This is a genomic window from Nocardioides sp. Root122, from assembly GCF_001425025.1.
Lineage (GTDB): Bacteria > Actinomycetota > Actinomycetes > Propionibacteriales > Nocardioidaceae > Nocardioides.
This window is the reverse complement of the sequence record NZ_LMDE01000001.1, coordinates 625,059-645,653: the sequence shown is the minus strand read 5'-3', so window position 1 is coordinate 645,653 and position 20,595 is coordinate 625,059. Positions and strand designations below refer to the sequence as shown.

Here is a 20,595-nt window from a genome sequence, read left to right as displayed (position 1 = left end):
CGGTGTTCACAGGCAAGGTATGCGTCGTGACAGGTGCCGGCAGCGGCCTCGGGCTGGACATCGCCCGTGAGTTGGCAGCGCGAGGCGCGACGGTCGTGGCGATCGACGCGCGCACAGAGGCCGCCGGTGCCGTGGCGGACGGGGCCGGCCGTGAGGTCGACTTCGCGGTCTGCGACGTCACCAATCCCGACGTGGTGGCGACTACGTTCGCCGGGGTGCTCGAGCGCCACGGGAGGATCGACGTGCTGGTCAACTCAGCGGGGATCCGCGACGTGAGCCCGGCCCTCGACCTGGACGCGGAACAGTGGGGCCGCGTGCTAGCAGTCAACCTGACCGGAAGCTTCCTGTGCGCCCAGGCAGCCGGGGCTGCCATGGTCGCCCAAGGCGGGGGAAGCATCGTCATGATCTCGTCGGTCGCAGGCGTGGTCGGTGTTGCGGAACGAGTCGCCTACACCACGACGAAGCACGGCGTCATCGGCCTGATGAAGGCTCTGACCGCGGAGTGGGGCGCGTCCGGAGTACGCGTGAACACCGTCTGCCCGGGGATGACGGTCACACCTCTTACAGCCGACTACGCCACCGAGGAGGGAATGCTCGAGTCAGTACGAAGGGTCGTGCCTGCTGGTCGCGTCGGCGAACCCCAGGACATCACCGACGTCGTGCTCTTCCTCGCTGGCGATCACTCCCAGTACGTGAACGGCGTCGCCATCCCCGTCGACGGCGGCTTCACCGCGGTCCGGCAGTACGACGTGCTCGGCCGCTCAGAGAACTGGGCCAACCGGACCTGACGCATGACCGGGCGGGGGCCGGAGGCCAGCCGCCCTGGCACGTGCAGCAGCCCCGATCGAGGCCTAGACGCTGAGTGTGATGACTTATCTTCCCGACCCGGTCGGACCAGGACGCGTGCTCGAAGGCTTCGTGAGCCTGGTCGAACTCGAAGCGGGCGCCGATCACTGGCTTGAGAACGGTGGCGTCCACAGCGGCGTTCAAGCGTTTTGCCATCGCCGCTGAGCCGACATAGACGCCTCGCAGTGAACCGCCAGTCAGCATTGGCGGGAGTGGGTCAGGTCTACCGTCTGACGACCGCACGCGAATGAGTCCGACCTCGCCATGGACCCGCAGCGCCTGCATCGACTGTTCCAGCGTTCCGGCTTCGACGACCACGATCACCTTGTCGACGCTGCCGAGTGCCTTAGCGACGAAGCAACCCCACTCCGGGGTGGAACGGCAGCTGATTCCGTGGGCTACACCGCGCGCACGCATCCGTTTCAACTTCCCGTCAGACGACGACGTGGCAGGCACCTCGCATCCCCCGCCCGCGCGATCTGTAGGGCCAAGGTCGACACGCCTCCCGATCCGAGCACCAGCAGCCTGTCGCCGGGCTCGACGGGCTCGAGGCCCCTCGAGGTCGCGATGCGCCGTTTAGCGACCCCTGTGCACGGCCCGGGAGCTGGACGACCCGTGTGTCTGATCACCGTTACGCACACTCTCCGCCTCGGTCACGACCTCGCCTCCGAACGAACCGCCGCTTGCCGCAACGCCCGTACTTCGGAGCGCTTCGCCCGTCGACGAACCTCTCATCAAGTACCTCGCACCCGATGCACTGTCGGGGGACGTCGCCCAACCGGGGTTCGAGACGATTGGCTCGCGTTGGTTCTCGTTGCGCGATCGGTCTGCCCAAGCAGCGATTGCCGCGACTCCGGCGTCATCCAGCCGATGAACCGGTACCCACTCCCCCCAGCCCCCGCAGCCGGGTCGCCCGCCTGCGAGCCGTTTCGCTCGCCGCCATGATCGCGTCCGCGTCGGACTTGGGTTCACTGGCGAGCCGCCGCAACCGCGTCGCCTCACGGACCGTCACCGTGTCACCGCACCACTCCACCGCCTGGCCCAACGACAAGCCCTCACGCTGGGTCAACTCCCGCAGCGCCTCACCCGCACGCTTCTCGGTCTCGGTCACCGCCGCGTCGCGCTCAGCGATTGCGACCATGACTCGCTCGGCCAAGTCGATCACTCGGCGCTCACGCTCCTCGCGCACCTTGCGCCGCTTCGCGGCCATCTCCGCGCCGTACGCCGCGCTTGCTGCTTGATCGTCTGCTGGCTCATTCGGTCCTCAATTGGGTCGACCTCACGTCCAGATGGACTTGGACAGTCACCTACGACATTCCCGGACTCCAGGCGATCACGAAACCGCAGCAACCTTCAACCAAAATCCCCCCGCCCATCTAGCGCAACCTCGTCCAGCCACCGAACCCGAGCCTGACACCTGAGCCGTCACCCACGCCCTCAGCGTCCCCCCAAGAACACCGCGAACCTTCAAGTGCCACACACCTCTTGCATTCTCGGTCCGATTTCGTCCGGCGGAATCGCGTCCCCTGCACAGACATCCGTGCGCTCCTCGCCGGTTCGACGTTTGTAGTCGGACAGATTGATCGCTGCGTCCCTCCACTGCGCCTTTGGTGACTGACGACGAACGTTGGACTTCAGCGCAAGGGAGACCGAAGAGGATGAACGGCGATAGAAACGGGCGAGAGCAACCGGGTCTCTGGGACGAGGAAACTCCATCCACGGACAACCCGGGGCCTGACCAGCCGCGCCACTCTGTGGCCAGCAAGGCGGCCAAGCGAAGTTCGGCAAGTGCGGCGGAACCGTCGACCACGGCCCCGCCAGCACCGCAAGCGGTGCAGCGCCCAAAGCTCGACATTCAGGACCTCTGGGACGCCGCTCGCGTTGCCGCCTATCTCGGCGTACCCAAGCAGACGCTCTACGCCTGGCGACACACCCGCAACGGCCCGAAGGGCTTCCGTGTCGGCAAGCACCTGCGCTGGCATCCCTACACCGTGGTCGAGTGGACACTGTCTCTGGAGCGCGATCAATGACCAAGGCCTGCGCCCGGTGCGGAAAGCCGTTCCAGGTCTCCGACCACCCCAAGGCGGGCCGGCCGCGACGGTGGTGCAGTAGCGCGTGCCGCCGACTGGCGTCCGAGGAGCGACGAGCCGTAGAAGCCGGCCACGCCGCCGTCACGTTCATCAAGGAAGCGGCACGTCTCGACGATCAGGTCCGCGCCGTTCTGGACTCCCCCAGCGCCTGCCGCCGCATCCTGCGCGAACTGTCCGATCGCGACGCGCGAGGAGCATTGGGCGACGCGAAGTGGAGCAGTGTTGCCGACGAACTGGCTCGGCTCCGTCGGCCCAGCCTCCCGACCCGCTGGCGTCGGTGACGATTACGCCGGACGGAACGCAACCGAGAATGCACCAGGTGTGTGGCACTTCGTTTTCAAACGTTGGGCGACACGCGGTGAGTGAGCGCGCCGGTGGGGACACCTGCAGCCGTCCGGCGTCGAGCTCACGACTCGAGGGCGTCCGAGGCTCGGGCGGTGCACGGCGTATCTGACATCCGCGTTGCACCGGACCGTCCGGGCTACCGCAGGTGGCGTCCTGTACATCGAGGGTTTCTCACTGGGAGGTGCATTGGCGGCGATAAGCAGCGCTCAAGAACCACCACGACGGTGAGAGTCCGGAGCATCCGTGCTGCGACCTGCATCCTCAGGCGCGGGCGCAACGCAGGAATTCCACAGGGAACACTGATCGCTCGGCGCGGCTACGCGTTCTTAGGTGACCATCAAGATGGCGGGCGGCACGTCGCCGCTCCGGGGTCGTCGGAGGTGACCAGATGGAAACGATGGAGGAGATCCTCACCAGCAGGGAGGTGGCCCGGTGGATCCGGGTCTCGGAGTCGACGCTGTGTCGATGGCGGCAGCGTGGAATGGGCCCGCATGTGTTCTGGATGACGCCTACCTGTCCGCGGTATCGGCGCCACGACGTCGAGCAGTGGCTCACACGGGCTTCGTAGCGCCAGCTCAAGTGGGGAGAGCGACGTGATCGAGAAGACACCCAGCGGCCGGTTCCGGGCGCGGCTGAAGAGCGGCAGGCAGTTCGTCGCCAGCCGCACCTTCGACACCAAGCGTGAAGCGAGTGACTGGCTCGCACGCGAGAAGGCGGCCCTGTCCGGTGGCGTGGATCCGCGCACGGGACGCCGTCTCGTGCGAGCGTTGCTGGAGGAGTGGCTGACCACTCGAGAGTTCACCGTGGCTGCCAAGACGTACCGCACGGACCGTGCCCTGCAGCGGCTGGTCCCGACGAGCATGCAGGCGATGCAGGTGTCCGCCATCTCGGAGCGTGAGGTGGCGCGCTCGTTCGAGTCGCTGATCCAGCACGGCCTCAGTGAGCGATCGGTGGTCCGGTACCGCGCCAGCCTGTCCAGCTTCTTCGCCTGGTGTGTGCGGGAGAAGATCATCGTGCGCAACCCGGTGGCCGGAACGCGGGTCCCCCGGTCCTCGGAGGAGCCGACCGAGATGCGGCCGTGGACCGAGGCGGAGCTCGAGGCCGCCTATGAGCGGTGGCACGAGCACGACTCGCACCTGGCCGACGTGCTGCTGGTGCTCGGCTGGACCGGGATGCGGTGGGGCGAGGCACGGGCAGTGCTGGTCGAGGACGTGGTCGAGGTGCCGACGGCCGGCCTGCTCGTCCGACGCTCGCAGACCGAGGGTGGGGCCGTGAAGGCGACCAAGGGCCGGCGGGGTCGCCGGGTGCCCGTGGCTGACCGGGTCTTGCCGATCATCCGGCGACTCATCGTCTCTAAGGAGCCGACCGACCTGCTGCTGACCACTTCGGGTGGTGCCCGGCTGCACCGCACGGCGGTGCTGCGCACGGTGAAGTGGGACCAGACTGGTGGGGGCCGGCGGATCCACGACCTGCGGCACACCGCGGCCTGCCTGTGGCTGGCGCGGGGCGTGGACCCGGGCACGGTGCAGGCGTGGATGGGACACGAGTCGATCGCCACCACGAACCGGTACCTGCACTTCCTAGGCACCTCGGCCGACCAGGCGGGGTTGGAGCGTCTCAACGACCCGAGCCGCGGCCCCCGCCGTGGACCCGAGCGGGCGACGGAGAGGCCGGGGGTACGCGGGGGGTAAGCCGACGCGGCTGTCCCGGCGAACGCCACCGGTGTCAGTCCCTGGGTGAAGGCAGCGGAGAATGCGAGAACCCGCAGGTCAGGGCGACCTGCGGGTTCTTCGTCGTGCTGGTGGAGCTGAGGGGATTCGAACCCCTGACCTTCTCATTGCGAACGAGACGCGCTACCAACTGCGCCACAGCCCCGCCGCGCCATCAGGCGCGAAAGGAAAGATACACGAGCCTCCAGAAGCGCACCGAATCGGCTCAGGCACCGCTGGCGCGGCGGCCCTCCTCGGCCTCGCGCGCGGTCCGGGCGGACTGCTCGGCGGACCGGGCGAGGGCGGAGTCCTCGTCGTTGTGGCCGCTCGACCACACGCCGGTGGAGTCGAGGTCGATCGTGGAGACCGTACGACGCTGGGCGGCCGGCTTGCTGACGTAGGTCGGCAGGGTGGTGGGCACCATCTCCCACCCGCCGACGACCACGGGGACCTCGCCGGTGGTGACGGCGGGCGCCTCGGCGGCCGGCACGTCCTCGACGGTCCGCGGGAGGGGGGGCGCCGGGGCGACGACCGGCACCTCGCCGGTCAGGTCGACGTCGTCGAGGTCGGGCTCGACCTCGGGGACGTCGCCGATCTCGATCGCGGACCAGGCTGCGCGCTGGCGGTGCTCGGCACGCACGGACACGCGGCAGGCGACCAGCCAGGCGAGGAGCACCGCGACGGGCGCCGCCACCCGTGGCCAGGCGACGACGGAGGCGGCGGCCAGGCCGACGACGACGGCGTTGGCCAGCACGATTACGGCGAGCACGTTGCGACGGCGCCTGGCGGCGCGGCGGGCGGCGGCGCGCTGGACGTCGGGGGCCGGGGGCTGCGGGGCACGCGCCGCAGCGGCTGGCACGACCGGGGCGACCGGGTCGACCTGTCCGGGGGCGACGTGCGCCTTGGTCTCGACCGGCGGCCGGAGGGCCGCCCGGATCGGGGCCACGACCAGACGGGCGTTGCGGCGGTCGACGGGCTCGCGGCGCGCGAGCACGCGCATCGTGTGGGAGAACTTCTCCACCGACCGGCTGCGCACCACCTCGTCGTGGTGCTTGAGGGCCTTGGGGATGAGGTAGACGGCCCACGCCACGGCAAGGGCCACGAAGATCAGCGCGCTCAGGTCCACGTCCGAAGCGTAGGAGCGTGGAGTGCAGGCGGGACGGATGTCAAGTGGTGTGTCGCAGAACTACTGATGTGACTGGTGTGTCGAGAGTCGCTGCTCGATGCCGTACGGCACCTCCTCGCGGGTGACCGCGAAGATGCGGTGGTCGCGCCAGTCACCGTTGATGTGCAGGAATCGCGGGGCGTAGCCGACCTGCTCGAGGCCGAGCTTCTCCACGACCCGCAGCGAGTTGGTGTTCTCCGGGCGGACGCAGATCTCGACCCGGTGCAGCCCGACCGGCCCGAGGCAGTGGTCGATGACGAGCGCGACCGCGCGCGGAGCGATCCCGCGACCGGCGACGGCGGCGTCGACCCAGTAGCCGATCGACCCCCACTGCGCCGAGCCCCTGGCCACGTTGCTGACCGTCACCTGGCCGGCGAAGCGCCCGTCGACCTCGATCACGAACGGGAGCGTGTGCCCGCGCTTGGCCTGGCGCAGGAGCGCGCGGGTGACCAGGCCGTACGACGCCGGGCGGGGGGCGCCGCCGGGCGGCACCGTCGCGTCCCACGGCGCGAGCCAGTCCTGGTTGCGGGCGCGCACGGCCTGCCAGTCCTCGGCGTCGGACCGCCGCAGCGACCGGACGACGACACCCTGCGACTCGAGCCGGGCGGGCCAGCCCGGAGCCGGGCTAATGGTCGCTCCCGACGACCTGCTCGACCGCGTGCCGGACCACGGGCTCCAGCACACCGAGGCCGTCCTTCACCCCGCCCCGGGAACCGGGCAGGTTGACGACCAGGCAGTCACCGACGATGCCGGCCAGGCCGCGCGAGAGCATCGCGGTCGGCACGCCCTTCGCGACGCCGGCTGCCCGGATCGCCTCGGCGATGCCGGGGACCTCGCGGTCGAGCAGCGGCGCGGTCACCTCCGGCGTCCGGTCGGTGGGCGTCAGGCCGGTCCCGCCGGTGGTGAGCACGAGCCGGGCGCCGTCGGCGACGGCGGCCGAGACGGCCTCGCGCACCGGGTCGCCGTCGGGCACGACGACGGGGTCGCCGCACGCGAAGCCCTGCTCGCGCAGCCAGTCGGCGATCAACGGGCCGGTCTCGTCGGCGTAGACCCGCGCGGCGGCACGGTTCGAGGCGACCACCACGGCTGCCCGCAGGCTCATCGTGTCCACCTCATCGCGTCCCTCATCGCGTCCACCTCATCGTGTCCACGGGCCCGACTTCCCGCCCGTCTTCGACTCGACCCTGATGTCGGTGATCACCGCCGCCTTGTCGACCGCCTTGACCATGTCGACCACGGTGAGGGCGGCGACCGAGACAGCGGTCAGGGCTTCCATCTCGACACCGGTGCGGTCGGTCGTGCGGACGGTCGCGGTGATGTCGACCGACTCGTCGGTCACGGCGAGGTCCACCGTGACGCCGGAGACCGCCAGCGGGTGGCACAGCGGGATGAGGGCCGGGGTCTGCTTGGCGCCCATGATGCCGGCGATCCGCGCCACGGCCAGCGCGTCGCCCTTGGGCACGCCCTCGCCGCGGAGCAGGTCGATGACGGCACGACTGACGAGCACGCGGCCGGTGGCGGACGCCGTACGGGCCGTGACGTCCTTGGCGGTGACGTCGACCATGCGCGCGGCGCCGGTCTCGTCGACGTGGGTCAGGCGGTCGGCCATCAGAACTCCTCGTCGAGCTTGCGGACCTGCACCATCTCGCCGGCCTGGACGGACGTGACGTCGGCGGGCACCTCGATGAGGCAGTTGGCGGCGGCGAGGTCGCCGATCAGGTGGGAGCCGTGGCCGCCGACCGGCGAGACGAAGGCACCGCCGCGGTCGCTGTCGACCAGGCCGCGCACCAGCTGCACCTTGCCCGGCGGCGAGGAGATGCCGTGGGTGAGGCGCGCCCGCGCCGCGGGACGGACGTAGGGGAGCTTGCCCATCATCCGGCGGATCGCGGGCAGCACGAACATCTCGAACGAGACGTAGGAGGAGACCGGGTTGCCGGGCAGGGTGAAGACCGGGGTGTCGTCCTCCCCGACGGTGCCGAAGCCCTGCGGCTTGCCCGGCTGCATGCCGACCCCGCCGAACCACATCGACCCGTGGTGCGACAGCGACTCCTTGACCACGTCGAAGTCACCCTCGCTGACGCCGCCGCTGGTGACCACCAGGTCGGCGCGGACGAGCTGGTCGCTCAGCGCCTCGGTGAAGGCGTGCGACTCGTCGGGGACGATGCCGACGCGGTAGGCGATCGCTCCCGCCGCGCGTGCGGCTGCGGCGAGGAGGTAGGAGTTGCCGTCGTAGATCGAGTCGTGCCCCAGCGCGGTGCCGGGGTCGCGGAGCTCGGAGCCGGTGGAGATGACCACGACGCGGGGCCGCGGGCGCGTGCGGACCGTCGCGCGGCCGACCGCGGCGAGCATGCCGAGGTGGCGCGGGCCGAGGACCGTGCCCTCCTCGAGCAGCATGTCGCCCTCGGAGATGTCGTCACCGGTCGGGCGGATGTGCTGGCCCGGGGCGGCCGCCCGCGAGATGCGGACGGTGGCCACACCGCGGTCGGTCCACTCGTAGGGCACCACGGTGGTCGCTCCGGCGGGGACCGGTGCACCGGTCATGATCTTCACCGCGGTGCCCGGCGAGAGGGCGAGGATCGAGGACTGGCCGGCGCCGATCTCGCCGACGACCGGGAGCGTCACCGGGGCGTCCTCGCTCGCGCCGGCGACGTCCTCGGCGACCACGGCGTAGCCGTCCATGGCGGAGTTGTCGAAGCTGGGCAGCGAGATCGGGGCGACGACGTCCTCGGCGAGCGCGAGGCCGAGCGCCTCCATCAGCGGCTGCGGGAAGGCAGGCAGGGGCGAGACGGTGGCCAGGATGCGCTCGACGTAGTCGGCGACGGGGAGCAGGCCGGGCTGCGGGTCACTCATCGGCATCCTGCTCGCCGAGGACGGCACCGCCCTCGACGCGCTTCGCGGCTGGGGAGGTGAGCGCGACGTCGCCGACGACGCGCACGCCCCGGCCGAAGGTCCAGTCGCCCTCGACGGTGAAGGAGTCGGCCTCGCGCAGCGAGGGCGCGCCCTCGGGGAAGCGCTTGTCGAAGTCGCCGACGAGCTTGTAGAAGTCGCCGTCCAGGGAGACGTAGGGCACCTCGTCACCGGACTGGTCGAGCACGAAGTCCTTGCCGAGGTCGTAGACGTCGGAGCGCAGGACCAGCAGGTCGTCGGTGGTCTTCACCGGCACGAACCGGTCGCGGCCGACCTCGATGGTGCGCGCACCCTCGAAGACCTCGATCGCCGCACCCATCGCGGTCTCGATCTGGATCACCTCGGGCGTGGCCGGGTCGCTCGGGTCGAGGTGCTTGACGTTGCGGATCAGGGGCAGGCCGAGGATGCCGCCGCGGGCGTCGAGCGCGTCGACCATCGCCTGGAGGTCGAACCAGAGGTTGTTGGTCGAGCAGTACTTGTGGCGGGTGAGGTCGGCCAGCGCCTCCTTGTCGGCGTCCAGGGTCTGGGCCGACTCGCGCAGCACGATGCGGCCGTCGGCCTTGCGCCGGGCGAAGTGGCCGCCCTTGCGGTCGGACGGCGTACGCCGCACGGCCTCGATCGCGAACGGTGCGCCGGTCTCGGCGAACCAGCCGGCGACCCGGGCGTCGGGCACGGCGCCGAGGTTGTCGGAGTTGGACACGAAGACGTAGCGGTAGCCGGCCTCGATCAGCCGGGCGAGCAGCCCAGTGCCGCGCAGCGCTGTGTAGATGTCGCCGTGGCCGGGCGGACACCACTCGAGGTCGGGCGCCTTCGGGTAGGCGGCCGGCATCAGGTCGGCCGCGAGCAGCTTGGGCTCCTTGTTCTGCAGGAACTCCAGCGGCAGGCCGTCGACGGGGAGGTCCTCGTAGCGGGCCAGCGCCTCCATGGTGTCGGCGGAGGTGCGGAACGAGTTCATGAACAGCAGCGGCAGCGTCGCGTCGTACTGGGTGCGGAGGTGCAGGACCTGCCGGGCGATGATGTCGAGGAAGCTCAGCCCACGTCGCACGCACAGCAGCGACTTGGCGCGCTCCATGCCCATCGACGTGCCGAGGCCGCCGTTGAGCTTGATGACGGCGGTCTTGCGGATCGCCTCCGCGGCGACCTCGTCGTCGACCTCGACGTCGGTGAGCGCCTCCATGTCGAGGGGCTCGATCGTGTCCTCGGCGATCATGCCGGTCTCGCCGTGCTCGAGGAGCCGGTAGTAGTGAGCGAACGTGTCGATCGCGACCTCGTCCACCCCCGCCTGACGCATCTTCTCGCGTGCGAGGTCGAGGCCTTGCGCAGTGCCCTTGCTTGCCATGCTTCGATCGTAGGCTGCTCACGTGGACGCACGACACTCGGCGGACAACACGATCGCCAAGACGGCCCTCCGCGACCAGGTGCGCGCGGCACGCAAGCAACGCCCGCTCGGGGCCGCGGCGGACTTCGCCGCGTCCGTGGCGGGGGTGGCACTCGCGTGGGACGACGTGCGCCGGGCCGCCACCGTGACGGCGTACGTCTCCGTGGGCAGCGAGCCCGGCACCGGCCTGCTGCTCGACGCCCTCGTGGCCGCCGGCAAGCGGGTCCTGCTGCCGGTCGTGCTGCCCGGGCTCGACCTCGACTGGGCCGTCTACGAGGGGCGCGACCACCTCGCGCCGGCGGTCCGCGGGCTGCTCGAGCCCACCGGGCCGCGGCTGGGCACGGAGGCGATCGCCCAGGCCGACGTCGTGCTGGTGCCGGGACTCGCGGTCTCGCGCTCCGGGGAGCGGCTCGGGCAGGGCGGCGGGTGCTACGACCGCGCGCTGACCCGGATCACCCCGGGCACCCCGGTCGCCGTCGTGCTCTACGACGACGAGCTCGGCCTCCCCGTCCCCTCCGACCCGCACGACGTACGTGTCGGGTTCGCGCTGACCTCGGCCGGCGTGACGCCTCTGGGGCCCCGGCGGTCCCCGGATATCCGGTGACCGACCTGCTTACAGGTAGAGATCCATACCTGTAAGTACGAAAGTCACCGGATATCCGGGGATTCCAGCGAGGGCCGGCACCTCAATCCGACGGCGGCCGGAGAACGAGGGTGTCGTCGGCAGCGGCCTCGACGGCGTCGCGGGAGTAGGCCCAGGGCAGCGTCTCGCCGTCGACGTAGAGCTCGGTCTGGTCGGAGTAGTGCGACGACGCCGGGTGCCCGGAGACGCCGGTGAGGTTGATCCACCGGGAGTCGTCCCAGTCGGCGAGCGAGACGACCATCCGCATCGACGGCGCCGCGGTGACGTCGTAGCCGTCGACGGCGTTCCAGGAGGTCGCGTCGACGATGGACGAGCCGCCGCCGACCTGCCAGCCGTCGCGGTTGAACAGCCGCTCGACCAGGCCGACGCCGGACTCGCCGAGGGTGGCGTTGTGGAGGTTCATCCGGTGCAGCCGACCCCACTCCCACAGGTGCGGGTCGCGGGCCTGGCGCCGGGTCAGCTCGTCACGCGCCTCGATCAGCGCCGCGCGCAGGATGTCGTCGCGGGTCTCCACCACGTCGGTGGTGTCGGCGTCGTCCCACCACGTGCTGGCCGGGTCCGTGAGCAGCTGGCTGACCACGGCGAACCACCGGTCGCCACCGTCGGGCCAGGTGCGCTGGCGCAGGTCGTCGTGGAAGGTCAGCTCCAGCAGGGTGCGCCACACGACGTTGTAGTACGCCGCCGCGGCGCTGTCGGCGGGCTGGGTGAGATCCCAGTCGCGCAGCAGGTTCTGGGCGTTGCGGTAGTAGGGGGACGGGAGCCGGTCGACGTCGAGGAGGTAGGGCACGAGCGTCGCGGCCATCGGGTTGGTGCTGTCGAGCTGCAGGGTCGACATCTCCCCGACCGAGAGCTCGCCCTCCTCGGTGAGCGCCTCGCGGATCCGGGTCGAGCGGTAGCCGTAGTCCCAGTCCTTGGTCAGCAGGTAGGGGTAGGCCTCGTCGATGACGGCCTGGTTGGCGGTCACGATGAAGCCCTCGTCGGGGTCGAGGACGCTGGGCAGCCCGTCGAAGGGGATGTAGTCGCCGGTCCAGTCGTTGCCGCTGACCCACCCCTCGACCGGCATCGTGCCGTCGTTGCCGCCGCGGCGGATCGGGACGCGACCGGGCGACTGGTAGCCGATGTGCCCCTCGCGGTCGGCGTAGACGAGGTTCTGGGCGGGCACCGCGAAGTCGGCGGCCGCGGCCCGGAAGGAGTCCCAGTCGGACGCGCGGTTGAGCTCCATGATCGCGTCCGCGGTGGGCGAGGGCTCGAGCGCCGTCCACGCCAGCGCGACGGCGTACCCGCTGCCGCGCTCCCCCGGCTCGTCGGTCGGCGCGTTGGCGCCCACGGTCGCGAACTCCGAGGACACGTCGCTGATCAGCGGCCCGTGCACGGTCTCGCGCACCCGCAGCTCGACGTCGTCCTCGCCGAGCACCTTGATCGTCTCGGTGTGCACCTCCATCGCCCGGGTGTCGCCGTCGCGGACGTAGCGGTCGTCGCCCTCGGTCTGCTCGAGGAAGAGGTCGGTGACGTCAGGGCCGAGGTTGGTGAAGCCCCAGGCGATGTCGGCGTTGTGGCCGATGATCACGCCGGGCACGCCGGAGAAGGTGAAGCCGGAGGTGTCCAGCGTGCACGCGTCGCTGATCTGGCGGCAGTGCAGGCCCATCTGCATCCAGATGCCGGGCTGGCTGATGCCCAGGTGCGGGTCGTTGGCCAGCAGCGGCATGCCGGTGGCGCTGTGCTCGCCGTCGACCACCCACGAGTTGCTGCCGATGCCGCGCCCGGAGCCGACGAGCTCGGGCATCCCCTTCACCGCGTCCTGCACGCGCTCGAGCGCGTCGACGACCTCCTTCGGGTACGCCGGCCGCGTGGGGTTGCGGGTGCCGTTGCCGGTGGCGTTCTGCTCGAACACCCCGTCGACGACACCGCCGCCGGACACGATCGGCGGGTGCTCGGCGAACGGGTAGTCCGGCCAGAGCATGGCGATCTCGTCCTCCGTGTGGTCCAGCGACAGCAGGACCCGGTCGACCTCGGCCTCCATGTTGCCGCGCAGGTCCCACGCCATCGCCTTGAGCCAGGCGAGCGAGTCCACCGGCTCCCACTCCTCGGGCGTGTAGTCGAGCCCGGACAGCCCCAGGACGGAGTACTCCGCGGCGAGCTGGGACGGCGAGCGGTCCGAGATGTAGGCGTTGACACCGGCGGCGTAGGCGGTGAGCGCGTCCCGCGTCGCCGGCTCGAGCAGGGCCCACTCCTCCTCGGCGACGCGGCGCCAGCCCATGGTCCGGATGAACTTGTCGGTCTCGAGCGTGTCGGGACCGAACATCTCCGAGAGCCGCCCGGCGGTCACGTGCCGGCGGAAGTCCATCTCGAAGAACCGCTCCTGGGCGTGGACGTAGCCCTGGGCGAACATCAGGTCGGCGTCGGTGTCGGCGTAGACCTGCGGGATGTCGTTGGCGTCGCGGACGACCTCCACCGACGCGGACAGGCCCGGCACCTCGACCTCGCCGCCGGTCTGCGGCAGCGGACGGCGTACGACGACCACCACGGTGGCGGCCAGCACGACGAGCAGCAGGACGAGCCCGAGCGCCGTCCAGGCCGCCCAGCGCGCGGCGCGCGGCGCACGGCGGAAGGCTCGCCACCACAGCACGGGTCGGCTGTCGGTCGCCGCGGTCGCGTCGGTGGTCGGGTCGGGGGACGTGGTGCCTGGCTGCTCGCTCATCGCGTTCGCCATTGTGCCGTACCATTGGCAGTCGAAGGGCTCGAGTGCCAGCGCGTCGCGCCGGCCGCGCTCGATCGCCGTCAGCACCATCTGGGAATCACGTCGGAACCACGCGAGGACTCCACACATGCCCACCTACCAGTACGCCTGCACCGAGTGCGGGCACGCCTTCGAGCAGTTCCAGAGCTTCAGCGAGGACGCGCTGACCGTGTGCCCGGAGTGCAACGGCAAGCTGCGCAAGCTGTTCAACGCCGTCGGTGTCGTCTTCAAGGGCTCCGGCTTCTACCGCACCGACAGCCGCGCGTCGTCGTCCTCGACGACCCCGGCGTCCAGCAGCTCGTCCGACTCGTCCTCGTCGTCGTCCTCGTCCTCCTCGACCGCGTCGACGTCGTCGAGCAGCTCGTCCTCCAGCTCGTCCTCGGACTGACCTCGATCTCCTGACGCAGGCCGCCTCGCTGGTCGAGGAGGTCGCGCAGCGACCGTCACGAGTCCCCTGTGGAGAGGGCCAGCGCGCGGCGGGTGGTCCGGCCTAGCGTCGGACCATGTTCCCGGGACTCCCTCCGGCGAGACGCCGGCTCCGCGCCGTACGCCACCAGCTGCGCCGCCGACGACGGTGGTTCGCCGCGACCCTGGTGGCCGTCGCCACCGTGAGCGGCCTCCGCACGATCGCCCCACCGGAGCCGGACACCGTCGAGGTGCTGGTCGCTGCGCGCGACCTGCCCTCGGGCACGCTGCTCGAGCGTGGCGACCTCGTCGGCCGCGCCTTCCCCGTCGACCTCGCCCCCTCCGGCGCGTCACACCGGGTGGCCGGCCGGGTGCTGGCGGCACCGCTCGCGCGCGGTGAGGTGCTGACCGAGGCGCGGGTGGTCGGCCCCGGGCTCGCCCACGCGCAGGACGGCCAGACCGTCCTGCCGGTGCGGCTGCCGGACGCGGGGATGGCCACGCTGCTGCGGGCCGGCGACGAGGTCGACCTGATGGCGACCGACCCTGGCACGGGGTCGACCCGCGTCGTCGCCCGCGGGGTCACCGTCCTGGCCACGCCCACCCAGGTCCCGGACGGACCGGCCGGCGGGTCGGGCGGAGCCCTGGTCGTCGTCGGCACGACCGCCGCCGAGGCGGTCGGGATCACCTCGGCGGCGCTGGCACAGTTCCTGAGCGTGTCGTGGAACCGCTAGCGTGCTGTGCATCCGCTCATCCGCGGGCCTCTGGTCCGCCACAAGGAGGCACCATGACCGGCTTCAAGAACTTCATCCTCAAGGGCAACCTGATCGAGATCGCCACCGGTCTGATCATGGCGCTCGCGTTCGCGTCGGTGGTCACCACGTTCACCGCCTGGCTGACCGGGCTCCTGCCCGACAGCTCGTCGGAGTACTTCAGCAACGAGCCGAACAGCTTCGGCGCCTTCCTCAACGCCGTGGTCTCGTTCCTGATCATGGCCGCCGTCGTCTACTTCTTCATCGTGATGCCCTACACGAAGGCCAAGGAGCGCTTCTTCCCGAGCAAGCCGGAGGGCACGCCGGCCGACATCGCCCTCCTCGAAGAGATCCGCGACCTGCTCAGCGCGCGCGGCGGCGCGGTCTGAGCCGCTCCACCCCGACCTGACACGAACGGCCCGCCCCGGAAGGGACGGGCCGTTCGTCATGCCCGGGGCTCAGCCGTGGTGCGGCGGGACCTGGTCGCGGTACCAGTCGTCGCCCTTGCCCGCGAAGTCCTCGCGCGGGTCGCTGTCGTCGGCGGTCTGCTCGGGAACGCCCTCACCGAACACCGCGGCCAGGCGCCGGCGGCGCTCCCACTCCGACTCCTGCTCCTGCTCGGAACGCTCAGGGGTGCTCATGCGGGGTCCCCGCGGCGTTGTTCGGAGGAGCGAAGCGGAGGAGAAGAATGTCGTGGGGTGCTCATGCGCAGACTCCGAAGATGCGGTCCTCTTCCGCGTCTTCGGTCGTCGCGGGAGTGCTCGGGCTGGAGCTCGGCGTCTCTGACGCGGTCTCGCTGGGGGTCTCCGACGGCGTCTCGGACCCCGGCGCGCTCGGCGACTCGCTGTCACTGCTGCTCGGCGTGCTGGTCGGGGAGGTCGTCTCGCTGGACGAGGCCGGCGGTTCGGCGTTGGTCGAGGTGCCCTTGATCAGGCTCGGGGGCAGCTCCTTGTCGGCGTTGATGAGGTCCCAGATCTTCTGGGCCTCGGGCTTCCAGAAGACCTTGCCGCGGAACTCGGAGTCCGAGGGGTAGTACTCGGTCGGGAGGGTGACGAACTTGATCTTGTCGAGGCCGACGCTGCGCAGCTGCATGGCGAGCTTGCCGAGCCGCGTCACCGAGCCGAGCTCCTCGTCGGTGCGCAGCGACTTGGTCGCGGCGTCGAGGAAGCTCACGACCCTGTCGAAGCGCGTGAGCGTCCCGGCCGACTGCACCTCGCGGACGAGCGCGCCGATGAACTCCTGCTGCCGGCGGATGCGGGAGATGTCGTTCTGCTGGATCAGCTCGCCGACGTAGCGGGCCCGGACGTAGTCGAGCGCCTGGTCGCCGCTGAGCCGGGACGGGTCACCCTTCGGCACGAAGATCGCGTGCTTCTTGTCGACGATGTCCTCGGGGATGCAGACCGGCACGCCGTCCACGGCGTCGACCATGTCGCCGAAGCCGTTGAAGTCGATCACGACATAGTGCTGGAGCAGGATCCCCGTCGTCTGCTCGAACTGCTCCGCGGTGCAGAGCTCCTTGCCGACGGAGAAGGCGGCGTTCCACATGACGTCGGTGGCGGCAGGTGAGTCGCCGCACGCCGGCCGGTCGACGATCGAGTCGCGCGGGATGGAGACGGCGTACGCCCGCGACCGGTCGGCGGAGAGGTGCACGAGGATGGTGGTGTCGGACCCGCCGCCGGTCTCCTGGTCGATGTCGTTGCCCGCTCCGGAGCGGGTGTCGTCGCCCATCACCAGGATGTTGAGCGGCTCTCCGTTGCCCTTGTAGACCTTCTCGGGCCGGTCGGAGCCGAGGGCCCCGAGGTCGCCAGTCTCGATGTTGCCGTTGAGGTGGCGCACGAGGTAGACCATGCCGAGACCGGTCACCAGGGCCAGGACCAGCGCGCTGATCAGGATCACGCGGCCGACGGTGTGCTTCCGAGCGACCGTGCCCTTGCGTTTGGGCGCGCCGGGAGGAGCCTCCGGGCTCGAGTCGTCGGACACGGGCTCACCTTCGTGCGCGAGAGAGGAAACTGACCGGGTCCGAACCTACTGGACTCCGGCAACTTTTCCGCGTCCGCGACGCGGCTCGACAGGTCCGGACCTCGGCCGTCGGTGCAGGTCGGAGCAGGTCCGCATGGCAGGATGCTGCCCGCCGCGCGTGCGCGGCACGCCCCAGTAGCTCAGTGGATAGAGCAGCCGCCTCCTAAGCGAAAGGTCGCAAGTTCGACTCTTGCCTGGGGCACCACGCAGGTTGTAGTGCTTCGCCTGATGGGTGACGTTCGGGCTTCGGTTGATGCGTTACCCATCTTCGGGTGATGGGTGACGGCTACTCCGGTTGATTGGTGACACTCCCTTGATGAGGGAGTTGAGCGTGAGCGAGCAGCGGTATCAGGCCGTGCTGGCAGTGATCAGCGAGGGCGAGACGGTCTCGAGCGTGGCGGCCCGGTTCGGGGTGCATCGCAAGACGGTGCATGGGTGGTTGGCCCGCTACGAGGCTGAGGGCCTGGAAGGTTTGCCGTGCTTGAACGCCTGGATTCAGCCGTTAAGCTTGGCCGCGCGCTCCAGTCTGTCCAGTGCCTCGTCGGCGTTCGCCACCGCCATCGCTGAGTCGTCTGCGCGGCACCTGCCGACCATTCTGCGCAACCGGACGCGGTCCTTGTTGTTCAGCTCGACGTCTCGAAAGTCGCCAGCAGCGATGAGGTTGGCCAGAACGACGAAGTCTGTGCAGTGCCGGCTCTTGGCTCGGTCCGCGACGATCTCGGTTCGCGCCGCCGCCTTCGCCACCAAGGCTCCGACCAAGGTCGGCCGCGGCACCGTGCCGGTTCTGGATCCGACCGTGACCTCGACGATCTCAGTCCGGGCGAGCGCCTGCGTGGTACCTGGCGCCGAGATGGTCGGCGCCCCGCCTGCACCGACTCGTGAAGCAGCCCGTTCACCCACTCCTTCGGGGATCAGGACGTCGAACTGCGCCAGGTCTCGGTTCCAGCGGTGCTGGACCCCGTCGCCCGAGGTGTCCGGGGTGAAGCCGATGTCCTTGAGCGCAGCGGTGAAGGTCTCCAGCATGTTCCGGGAAGCCCGAATGTCGACGACCGCGTCAACGTCGTTAGTGGGGCGAGCGGGCGCGAGGCCACGTTCGGCACAATGCAGGTGCACGAGCTGGCCACCGATGAGCGTCCAGCCGGTCTCGACGCGCTCGCTGAGCTCGATCAGGGCGCCCCAAGCCGCCTCCTGCGCGTCGCTCATCGCAGGAAGGACGATCGGGGCTGTCACTGGTGCGCTCTCACTTTGGATCCGGCCCTGGCTCTGGCTTGGTGACCCGCTGCGTCGTCCGCGTCGTAGCCGAGTAGCTCATCCAGGTGGTCGAGCAGGCGCACCGCCTCTCGCTTTTCCCGCGCACCGTCATGCTCGACCAGGTCTGCGGCGAGTGCGAGAGCGGAGCGCGCGACACTGGCGAGGTCGAGTGCAGCCGGATCGTCCCGATTCGCCGCGACGACGTGCAGGATGACGTTCGCCCGATCGCGTGAAGCCGGCGAGAGCAAGTAGTCGTCTTCCAGAGCTCGCAGATCGGACGCGACGATGTAGCCCTCGACGACGTCGCCCGCCGACATGTTCGAGTGGGGCAGCGAGATCCCTGACAGGTGGACGCGACGGTCGACGCGGACGTCGGGGAGGTCACGCGGCGAGGCCACATAGAGCCTGCGTTCAGCGCGGTTGCGCAGTAGGTGGGCCAGCAGCGCGGCCACTTCGTCGAGGTCTGCGTTCGGGGCGGAATGCGCGAGAAGGTTCCGCAACCTGCTACGTGCACGTGAGCGGGCTGAAGGACTGAGTTCCGCGGCGGCGCGCGGGGCCTCCCACTCGGCCATGCCTACCGCAAGTAGGTCCCACGCCGACTTCGCGGACAGGGGCCGGCCAGGACCGGCGTGCTTTCCTACGCGCTGAACGCTGGCTAGGTCGACGGCCCACTGATTGCCGATCTTCTCGGCCTCCAGTGATCCGTTCCGGATGCGCTGATGTATCCGCTGAGGATGTACGCCCAAGCGCTCGGCGGCCTCGGTCACGCTGACATACGGTCCGGCCATGGTTGCAACTTCCCTATAAGTCCCTACAGGTTTCCAGAAACCATATAAGAACTTATAGGTTTCCTGCAATGCGTCCCGCCTGAGCGCGGCCCCTCCAACCCCGCCCTCGCCTGCGCGCAACGGCGCAGCTCGTACATGTAGTAGTCGACGTCGTTCTCGACCGTATAGGTCACGGCCCGCCTCACATTGGCCCTTGCAGCGCACAGGATCGCGTTGGGATTCTCTCCGGGGCGCGTTGGGACAGACGATTAGGGCGACATGCGTTTTCGCAGGTCAGTGGAGTTGTGCAACTACCCCACCGGCACCTTGTCACCCCACGACCGCGAACTCGATGCCGGCGGCCTGCAGCCGTGCGAGCAGCGCCTCGCCCATCGCCTGGGCCGGGGTGACCTGGCCGGCGGTCGGCGGGTTGTCGTCGAAGGCCAGGCACAGGGCCGACTCTGAGAGCATCTTGGCGGTCTCGGTGTAGCCCGGGTCGCCGCCGGAGACGCGCGTGTGCACGGTCTGGCCTCCGGCCTCGCCGACGAAGTCGACGGTGAACCAGGACCTGGCGCGCTTCGCCTCGTCGGGGCCCGACCCCTGCGGCACCCGGCTGAGCAGCAGCTCGCGCAGCGGCTTGACCTGGGCGGCGAGCGACAGGGCGCGGACGCCGACCGCGCCACCGGCGGCGTAGCGCAGGGTCTTGGTGCCGGCCCAGTGGGAGTAGCGGAACTCCGGCCCGTACGCCGCCAGCGCGGCGCCGCTGCGCGCGACGATGATCGGGTCGATCGTCGGCAGCGGGAGCAGCCAGTAGCCGAGCACCGGGTCGCGGTGGGGCTTGCCGCTGACCGAGCGCGACGAGCGGCCCTCGGGCCGGGTCTCCGCGCGACGGCGGGCGGCGTACGTCGAGCGCATCTGCTTGGCGCGGGCGAACTGGTTGAGCGCGGAGTGGAAGGTGCCGCCGGAGAACGTGCCACCCGAGCGGACCACGCCGCGCAGGGTGATCGGCTGGTCGGACGGCAGCTGCTGCACGGTGAAGTAGGCGCCGACGTCGTGCGGGATCGAGTCGAAGCCACAGGCGTGCACCAGACGGGCGCCGGTGCGGACCGCGGTCTCGTGGTGCTCGAGGAACATCCGGTCGACGAACTCGGGCTCGCCGGTGAGGTCGACGTAGTCGGTGCCCGCCTCCGCGCACGCGGCCACCAGCGGTGCACCGTGGACCAGGTAGGGGCCGACGGTCGAGATCACCACGCGGGCACGACGGGCGACGTCAGAGAGCGCGGCGGGGTCGGCCGCGTCGGCGACCAGGACCTCCACGTCGGACGTGCCGCCGTCCTCGAGCCGACGGCGTACGGACTCGAGCTTGTCGGCGTTGCGGCCGGCGATCGCCCAGCGCAGCCCGGCGGGGGCGTGCGCGGCCAGGTGGTAGGCCGTGAGGCCGCCGGTGAACCCGGTCGCGCCGAACAGCACGATGTCGAAGTCACGGTCGCTGCGGGGGCGGTCGTCGCTCATCGCGCCATCGTGTCAGACGGAACCGCTCCCCCACCCGGCCCGTCCCACCGGACAGAGCAGCACCGGAGGGAC

The 20,595-nt window shown here is 70.3% G+C and carries 21 protein-coding genes, 2 tRNA genes and 1 pseudogene; 9 read left to right on the top strand and 15 right to left on the bottom strand.

Going from position 1 to position 20,595, the window contains the following annotated elements; genetic code table 11:
* Window positions 1-2: 2 nt before the first annotated feature.
* The gene (locus ASC64_RS03030; protein WP_056906005.1) at window positions 3-788 is read left to right on the top strand and encodes an SDR family NAD(P)-dependent oxidoreductase; all 786 of its coding nucleotides are present in this window, start codon (window positions 3-5) and stop codon (window positions 786-788) included.
* Here ASC64_RS03030 and ASC64_RS23120 read toward each other — a convergent pair.
* Both ASC64_RS23120 and ASC64_RS03025 read right to left on the bottom strand, forming a co-directional pair.
* Window positions 727-1,263 carry a zinc-binding dehydrogenase gene (locus ASC64_RS23120; protein ID WP_082550145.1) on the bottom strand — a complete coding sequence of 179 codons (537 nt, stop codon included), beginning with the start codon at window positions 1,261-1,263 and terminating at the stop codon, window positions 727-729. The genes ASC64_RS03030 and ASC64_RS23120 overlap by 62 nt on opposite strands.
* Window positions 1,264-1,705: 442 nt before the next feature.
* A complete protein-coding gene (locus ASC64_RS03025; RefSeq protein ID WP_056906004.1) occupies window positions 1,706-2,056 on the bottom strand; it encodes a hypothetical protein in 351 nt (116 codons plus the stop codon).
* 544 nt (window positions 2,057-2,600) lie between these two features.
* Here ASC64_RS03025 and ASC64_RS03020 point away from each other — a divergent pair.
* Together ASC64_RS03020 and ASC64_RS03010 are read left to right on the top strand one after the other, a co-directional pair.
* Window positions 2,601-2,876: a helix-turn-helix transcriptional regulator gene (locus ASC64_RS03020; protein ID WP_235563492.1), complete on the top strand. Its 276-nt coding sequence runs from the start codon at window positions 2,601-2,603 to the stop codon at window positions 2,874-2,876.
* Window positions 2,877-3,874: 998 nt separating this feature from the next.
* Window positions 3,875-4,972, top strand: coding sequence for a tyrosine-type recombinase/integrase (locus ASC64_RS03010; RefSeq protein WP_056906001.1), 1,098 nt, complete (start codon window positions 3,875-3,877; stop codon window positions 4,970-4,972).
* Window positions 4,973-5,080: 108 nt separating this feature from the next.
* Here the strand turns inward: ASC64_RS03010 and ASC64_RS03005 are convergent.
* The 7 genes from ASC64_RS03005 to ASC64_RS02975 all read right to left on the bottom strand — a co-directional run bounded on the left by ASC64_RS03005 (window position 5,081) and on the right by ASC64_RS02975 (window position 10,401).
* Window positions 5,081-5,156: transfer RNA gene (locus tag ASC64_RS03005), tRNA-Ala, on the bottom strand.
* 60 nt (window positions 5,157-5,216) lie between these two features.
* The gene (gene sepX, locus ASC64_RS03000) at window positions 5,217-6,116 is read right to left on the bottom strand and encodes a divisome protein SepX/GlpR (RefSeq protein ID WP_056906000.1); all 900 of its coding nucleotides are present in this window, start codon (window positions 6,114-6,116) and stop codon (window positions 5,217-5,219) included.
* 60 nt (window positions 6,117-6,176) lie between these two features.
* On the bottom strand, window positions 6,177-6,839 hold the full coding sequence (locus ASC64_RS02995; protein WP_439956783.1) for a GNAT family N-acetyltransferase: 663 nt from the start codon (window positions 6,837-6,839) through the stop codon (window positions 6,177-6,179).
* Window positions 6,781-7,257, bottom strand: a complete 477-nt coding sequence (locus ASC64_RS02990) for a MogA/MoaB family molybdenum cofactor biosynthesis protein (protein WP_056906275.1) — start codon at window positions 7,255-7,257, stop codon at window positions 6,781-6,783. The genes ASC64_RS02995 and ASC64_RS02990 overlap by 59 nt, the downstream gene beginning before the upstream one ends.
* A 36-nt stretch (window positions 7,258-7,293) precedes the next feature.
* Entirely contained in the window at window positions 7,294-7,764 is a 471-nt protein-coding gene (gene moaC / locus ASC64_RS02985) for a cyclic pyranopterin monophosphate synthase MoaC (protein WP_056905999.1), read from the bottom strand.
* Complete coding sequence (glp, locus tag ASC64_RS02980; protein WP_306666122.1) at window positions 7,764-9,005, bottom strand: molybdotransferase-like divisome protein Glp; 1,242 nt, start codon at window positions 9,003-9,005, stop codon at window positions 7,764-7,766. The genes moaC and glp overlap by 1 nt, the downstream gene beginning before the upstream one ends.
* The gene (locus ASC64_RS02975) at window positions 8,998-10,401 is read right to left on the bottom strand and encodes a UTP--glucose-1-phosphate uridylyltransferase (RefSeq protein WP_056905997.1); all 1,404 of its coding nucleotides are present in this window, start codon (window positions 10,399-10,401) and stop codon (window positions 8,998-9,000) included. The genes glp and ASC64_RS02975 overlap by 8 nt, the downstream gene beginning before the upstream one ends.
* Before the next feature lie 22 nt (window positions 10,402-10,423).
* On the opposite strand from ASC64_RS02975, the gene ASC64_RS02970 reads away from it, so the two are divergent.
* The gene (locus tag ASC64_RS02970) at window positions 10,424-11,044 is read left to right on the top strand and encodes a 5-formyltetrahydrofolate cyclo-ligase (protein ID WP_235563488.1); all 621 of its coding nucleotides are present in this window, start codon (window positions 10,424-10,426) and stop codon (window positions 11,042-11,044) included.
* A gap of 82 nt (window positions 11,045-11,126) precedes the next feature.
* On the opposite strand, the gene ASC64_RS02965 is transcribed toward ASC64_RS02970, so the two are convergent.
* Window positions 11,127-13,781: a penicillin acylase family protein gene (locus ASC64_RS02965; protein ID WP_082550196.1), complete on the bottom strand. Its 2,655-nt coding sequence runs from the start codon at window positions 13,779-13,781 to the stop codon at window positions 11,127-11,129.
* Window positions 13,782-13,908: 127 nt separating this feature from the next.
* Between ASC64_RS02965 and ASC64_RS02960 the strand changes: the two genes are divergently transcribed.
* The 3 genes from ASC64_RS02960 (at window position 13,909) to ASC64_RS02950 (ending at window position 15,363) form a co-directional block, all read left to right on the top strand.
* Window positions 13,909-14,208: an FmdB family zinc ribbon protein gene (locus tag ASC64_RS02960; protein WP_056905996.1), complete on the top strand. Its 300-nt coding sequence runs from the start codon at window positions 13,909-13,911 to the stop codon at window positions 14,206-14,208.
* Between the two features lie 115 nt (window positions 14,209-14,323).
* Entirely contained in the window at window positions 14,324-14,956 is a 633-nt protein-coding gene (locus ASC64_RS02955; protein ID WP_082550143.1) for an SAF domain-containing protein, read from the top strand.
* A 53-nt stretch (window positions 14,957-15,009) separates the two neighbouring features.
* Window positions 15,010-15,363 (top strand): large conductance mechanosensitive channel protein MscL, encoded by a 354-nt coding sequence (locus ASC64_RS02950; protein WP_056905994.1) that lies wholly within the window; start codon window positions 15,010-15,012, stop codon window positions 15,361-15,363.
* Between the two features lie 69 nt (window positions 15,364-15,432).
* Here the strand turns inward: ASC64_RS02950 and ASC64_RS02945 are convergent, their stop codons facing one another.
* Together ASC64_RS02945 and ASC64_RS02940 are read right to left on the bottom strand one after the other, a co-directional pair.
* Window positions 15,433-15,615, bottom strand: coding sequence for a hypothetical protein (locus tag ASC64_RS02945; RefSeq protein WP_056905993.1), 183 nt, complete (start codon window positions 15,613-15,615; stop codon window positions 15,433-15,435).
* Window positions 15,616-15,676: 61 nt separating this feature from the next.
* Window positions 15,677-16,954, bottom strand: coding sequence for an LCP family protein (locus ASC64_RS02940; RefSeq protein ID WP_056905992.1), 1,278 nt, complete (start codon window positions 16,952-16,954; stop codon window positions 15,677-15,679).
* Window positions 16,955-17,122: 168 nt separating this feature from the next.
* Between ASC64_RS02940 and ASC64_RS02935 the strand changes: the two genes are divergently transcribed.
* Window positions 17,123-17,198, top strand: a tRNA-Arg gene (locus ASC64_RS02935).
* A 111-nt stretch (window positions 17,199-17,309) separates the two neighbouring features.
* Window positions 17,310-17,468: pseudogene (locus tag ASC64_RS21495) on the top strand (helix-turn-helix domain-containing protein); the annotation flags it as partial.
* A gap of 20 nt (window positions 17,469-17,488) precedes the next feature.
* Here the strand turns inward: ASC64_RS21495 and ASC64_RS22295 are convergent.
* The 3 genes from ASC64_RS22295 to ASC64_RS02920 form a co-directional block, all read right to left on the bottom strand.
* Window positions 17,489-18,196 (bottom strand): hypothetical protein, encoded by a 708-nt coding sequence (locus tag ASC64_RS22295; RefSeq protein WP_056905991.1) that lies wholly within the window; start codon window positions 18,194-18,196, stop codon window positions 17,489-17,491.
* Window positions 18,197-18,219: 23 nt separating this feature from the next.
* Window positions 18,220-19,032 (bottom strand): helix-turn-helix domain-containing protein, encoded by an 813-nt coding sequence (locus ASC64_RS22290; RefSeq protein ID WP_162245750.1) that lies wholly within the window; start codon window positions 19,030-19,032, stop codon window positions 18,220-18,222.
* Between the two features lie 309 nt (window positions 19,033-19,341).
* Window positions 19,342-20,523 (bottom strand): saccharopine dehydrogenase family protein, encoded by a 1,182-nt coding sequence (locus ASC64_RS02920; protein WP_056905989.1) that lies wholly within the window; start codon window positions 20,521-20,523, stop codon window positions 19,342-19,344.
* Between the last annotated feature and the right edge of the window lie 72 nt (window positions 20,524-20,595).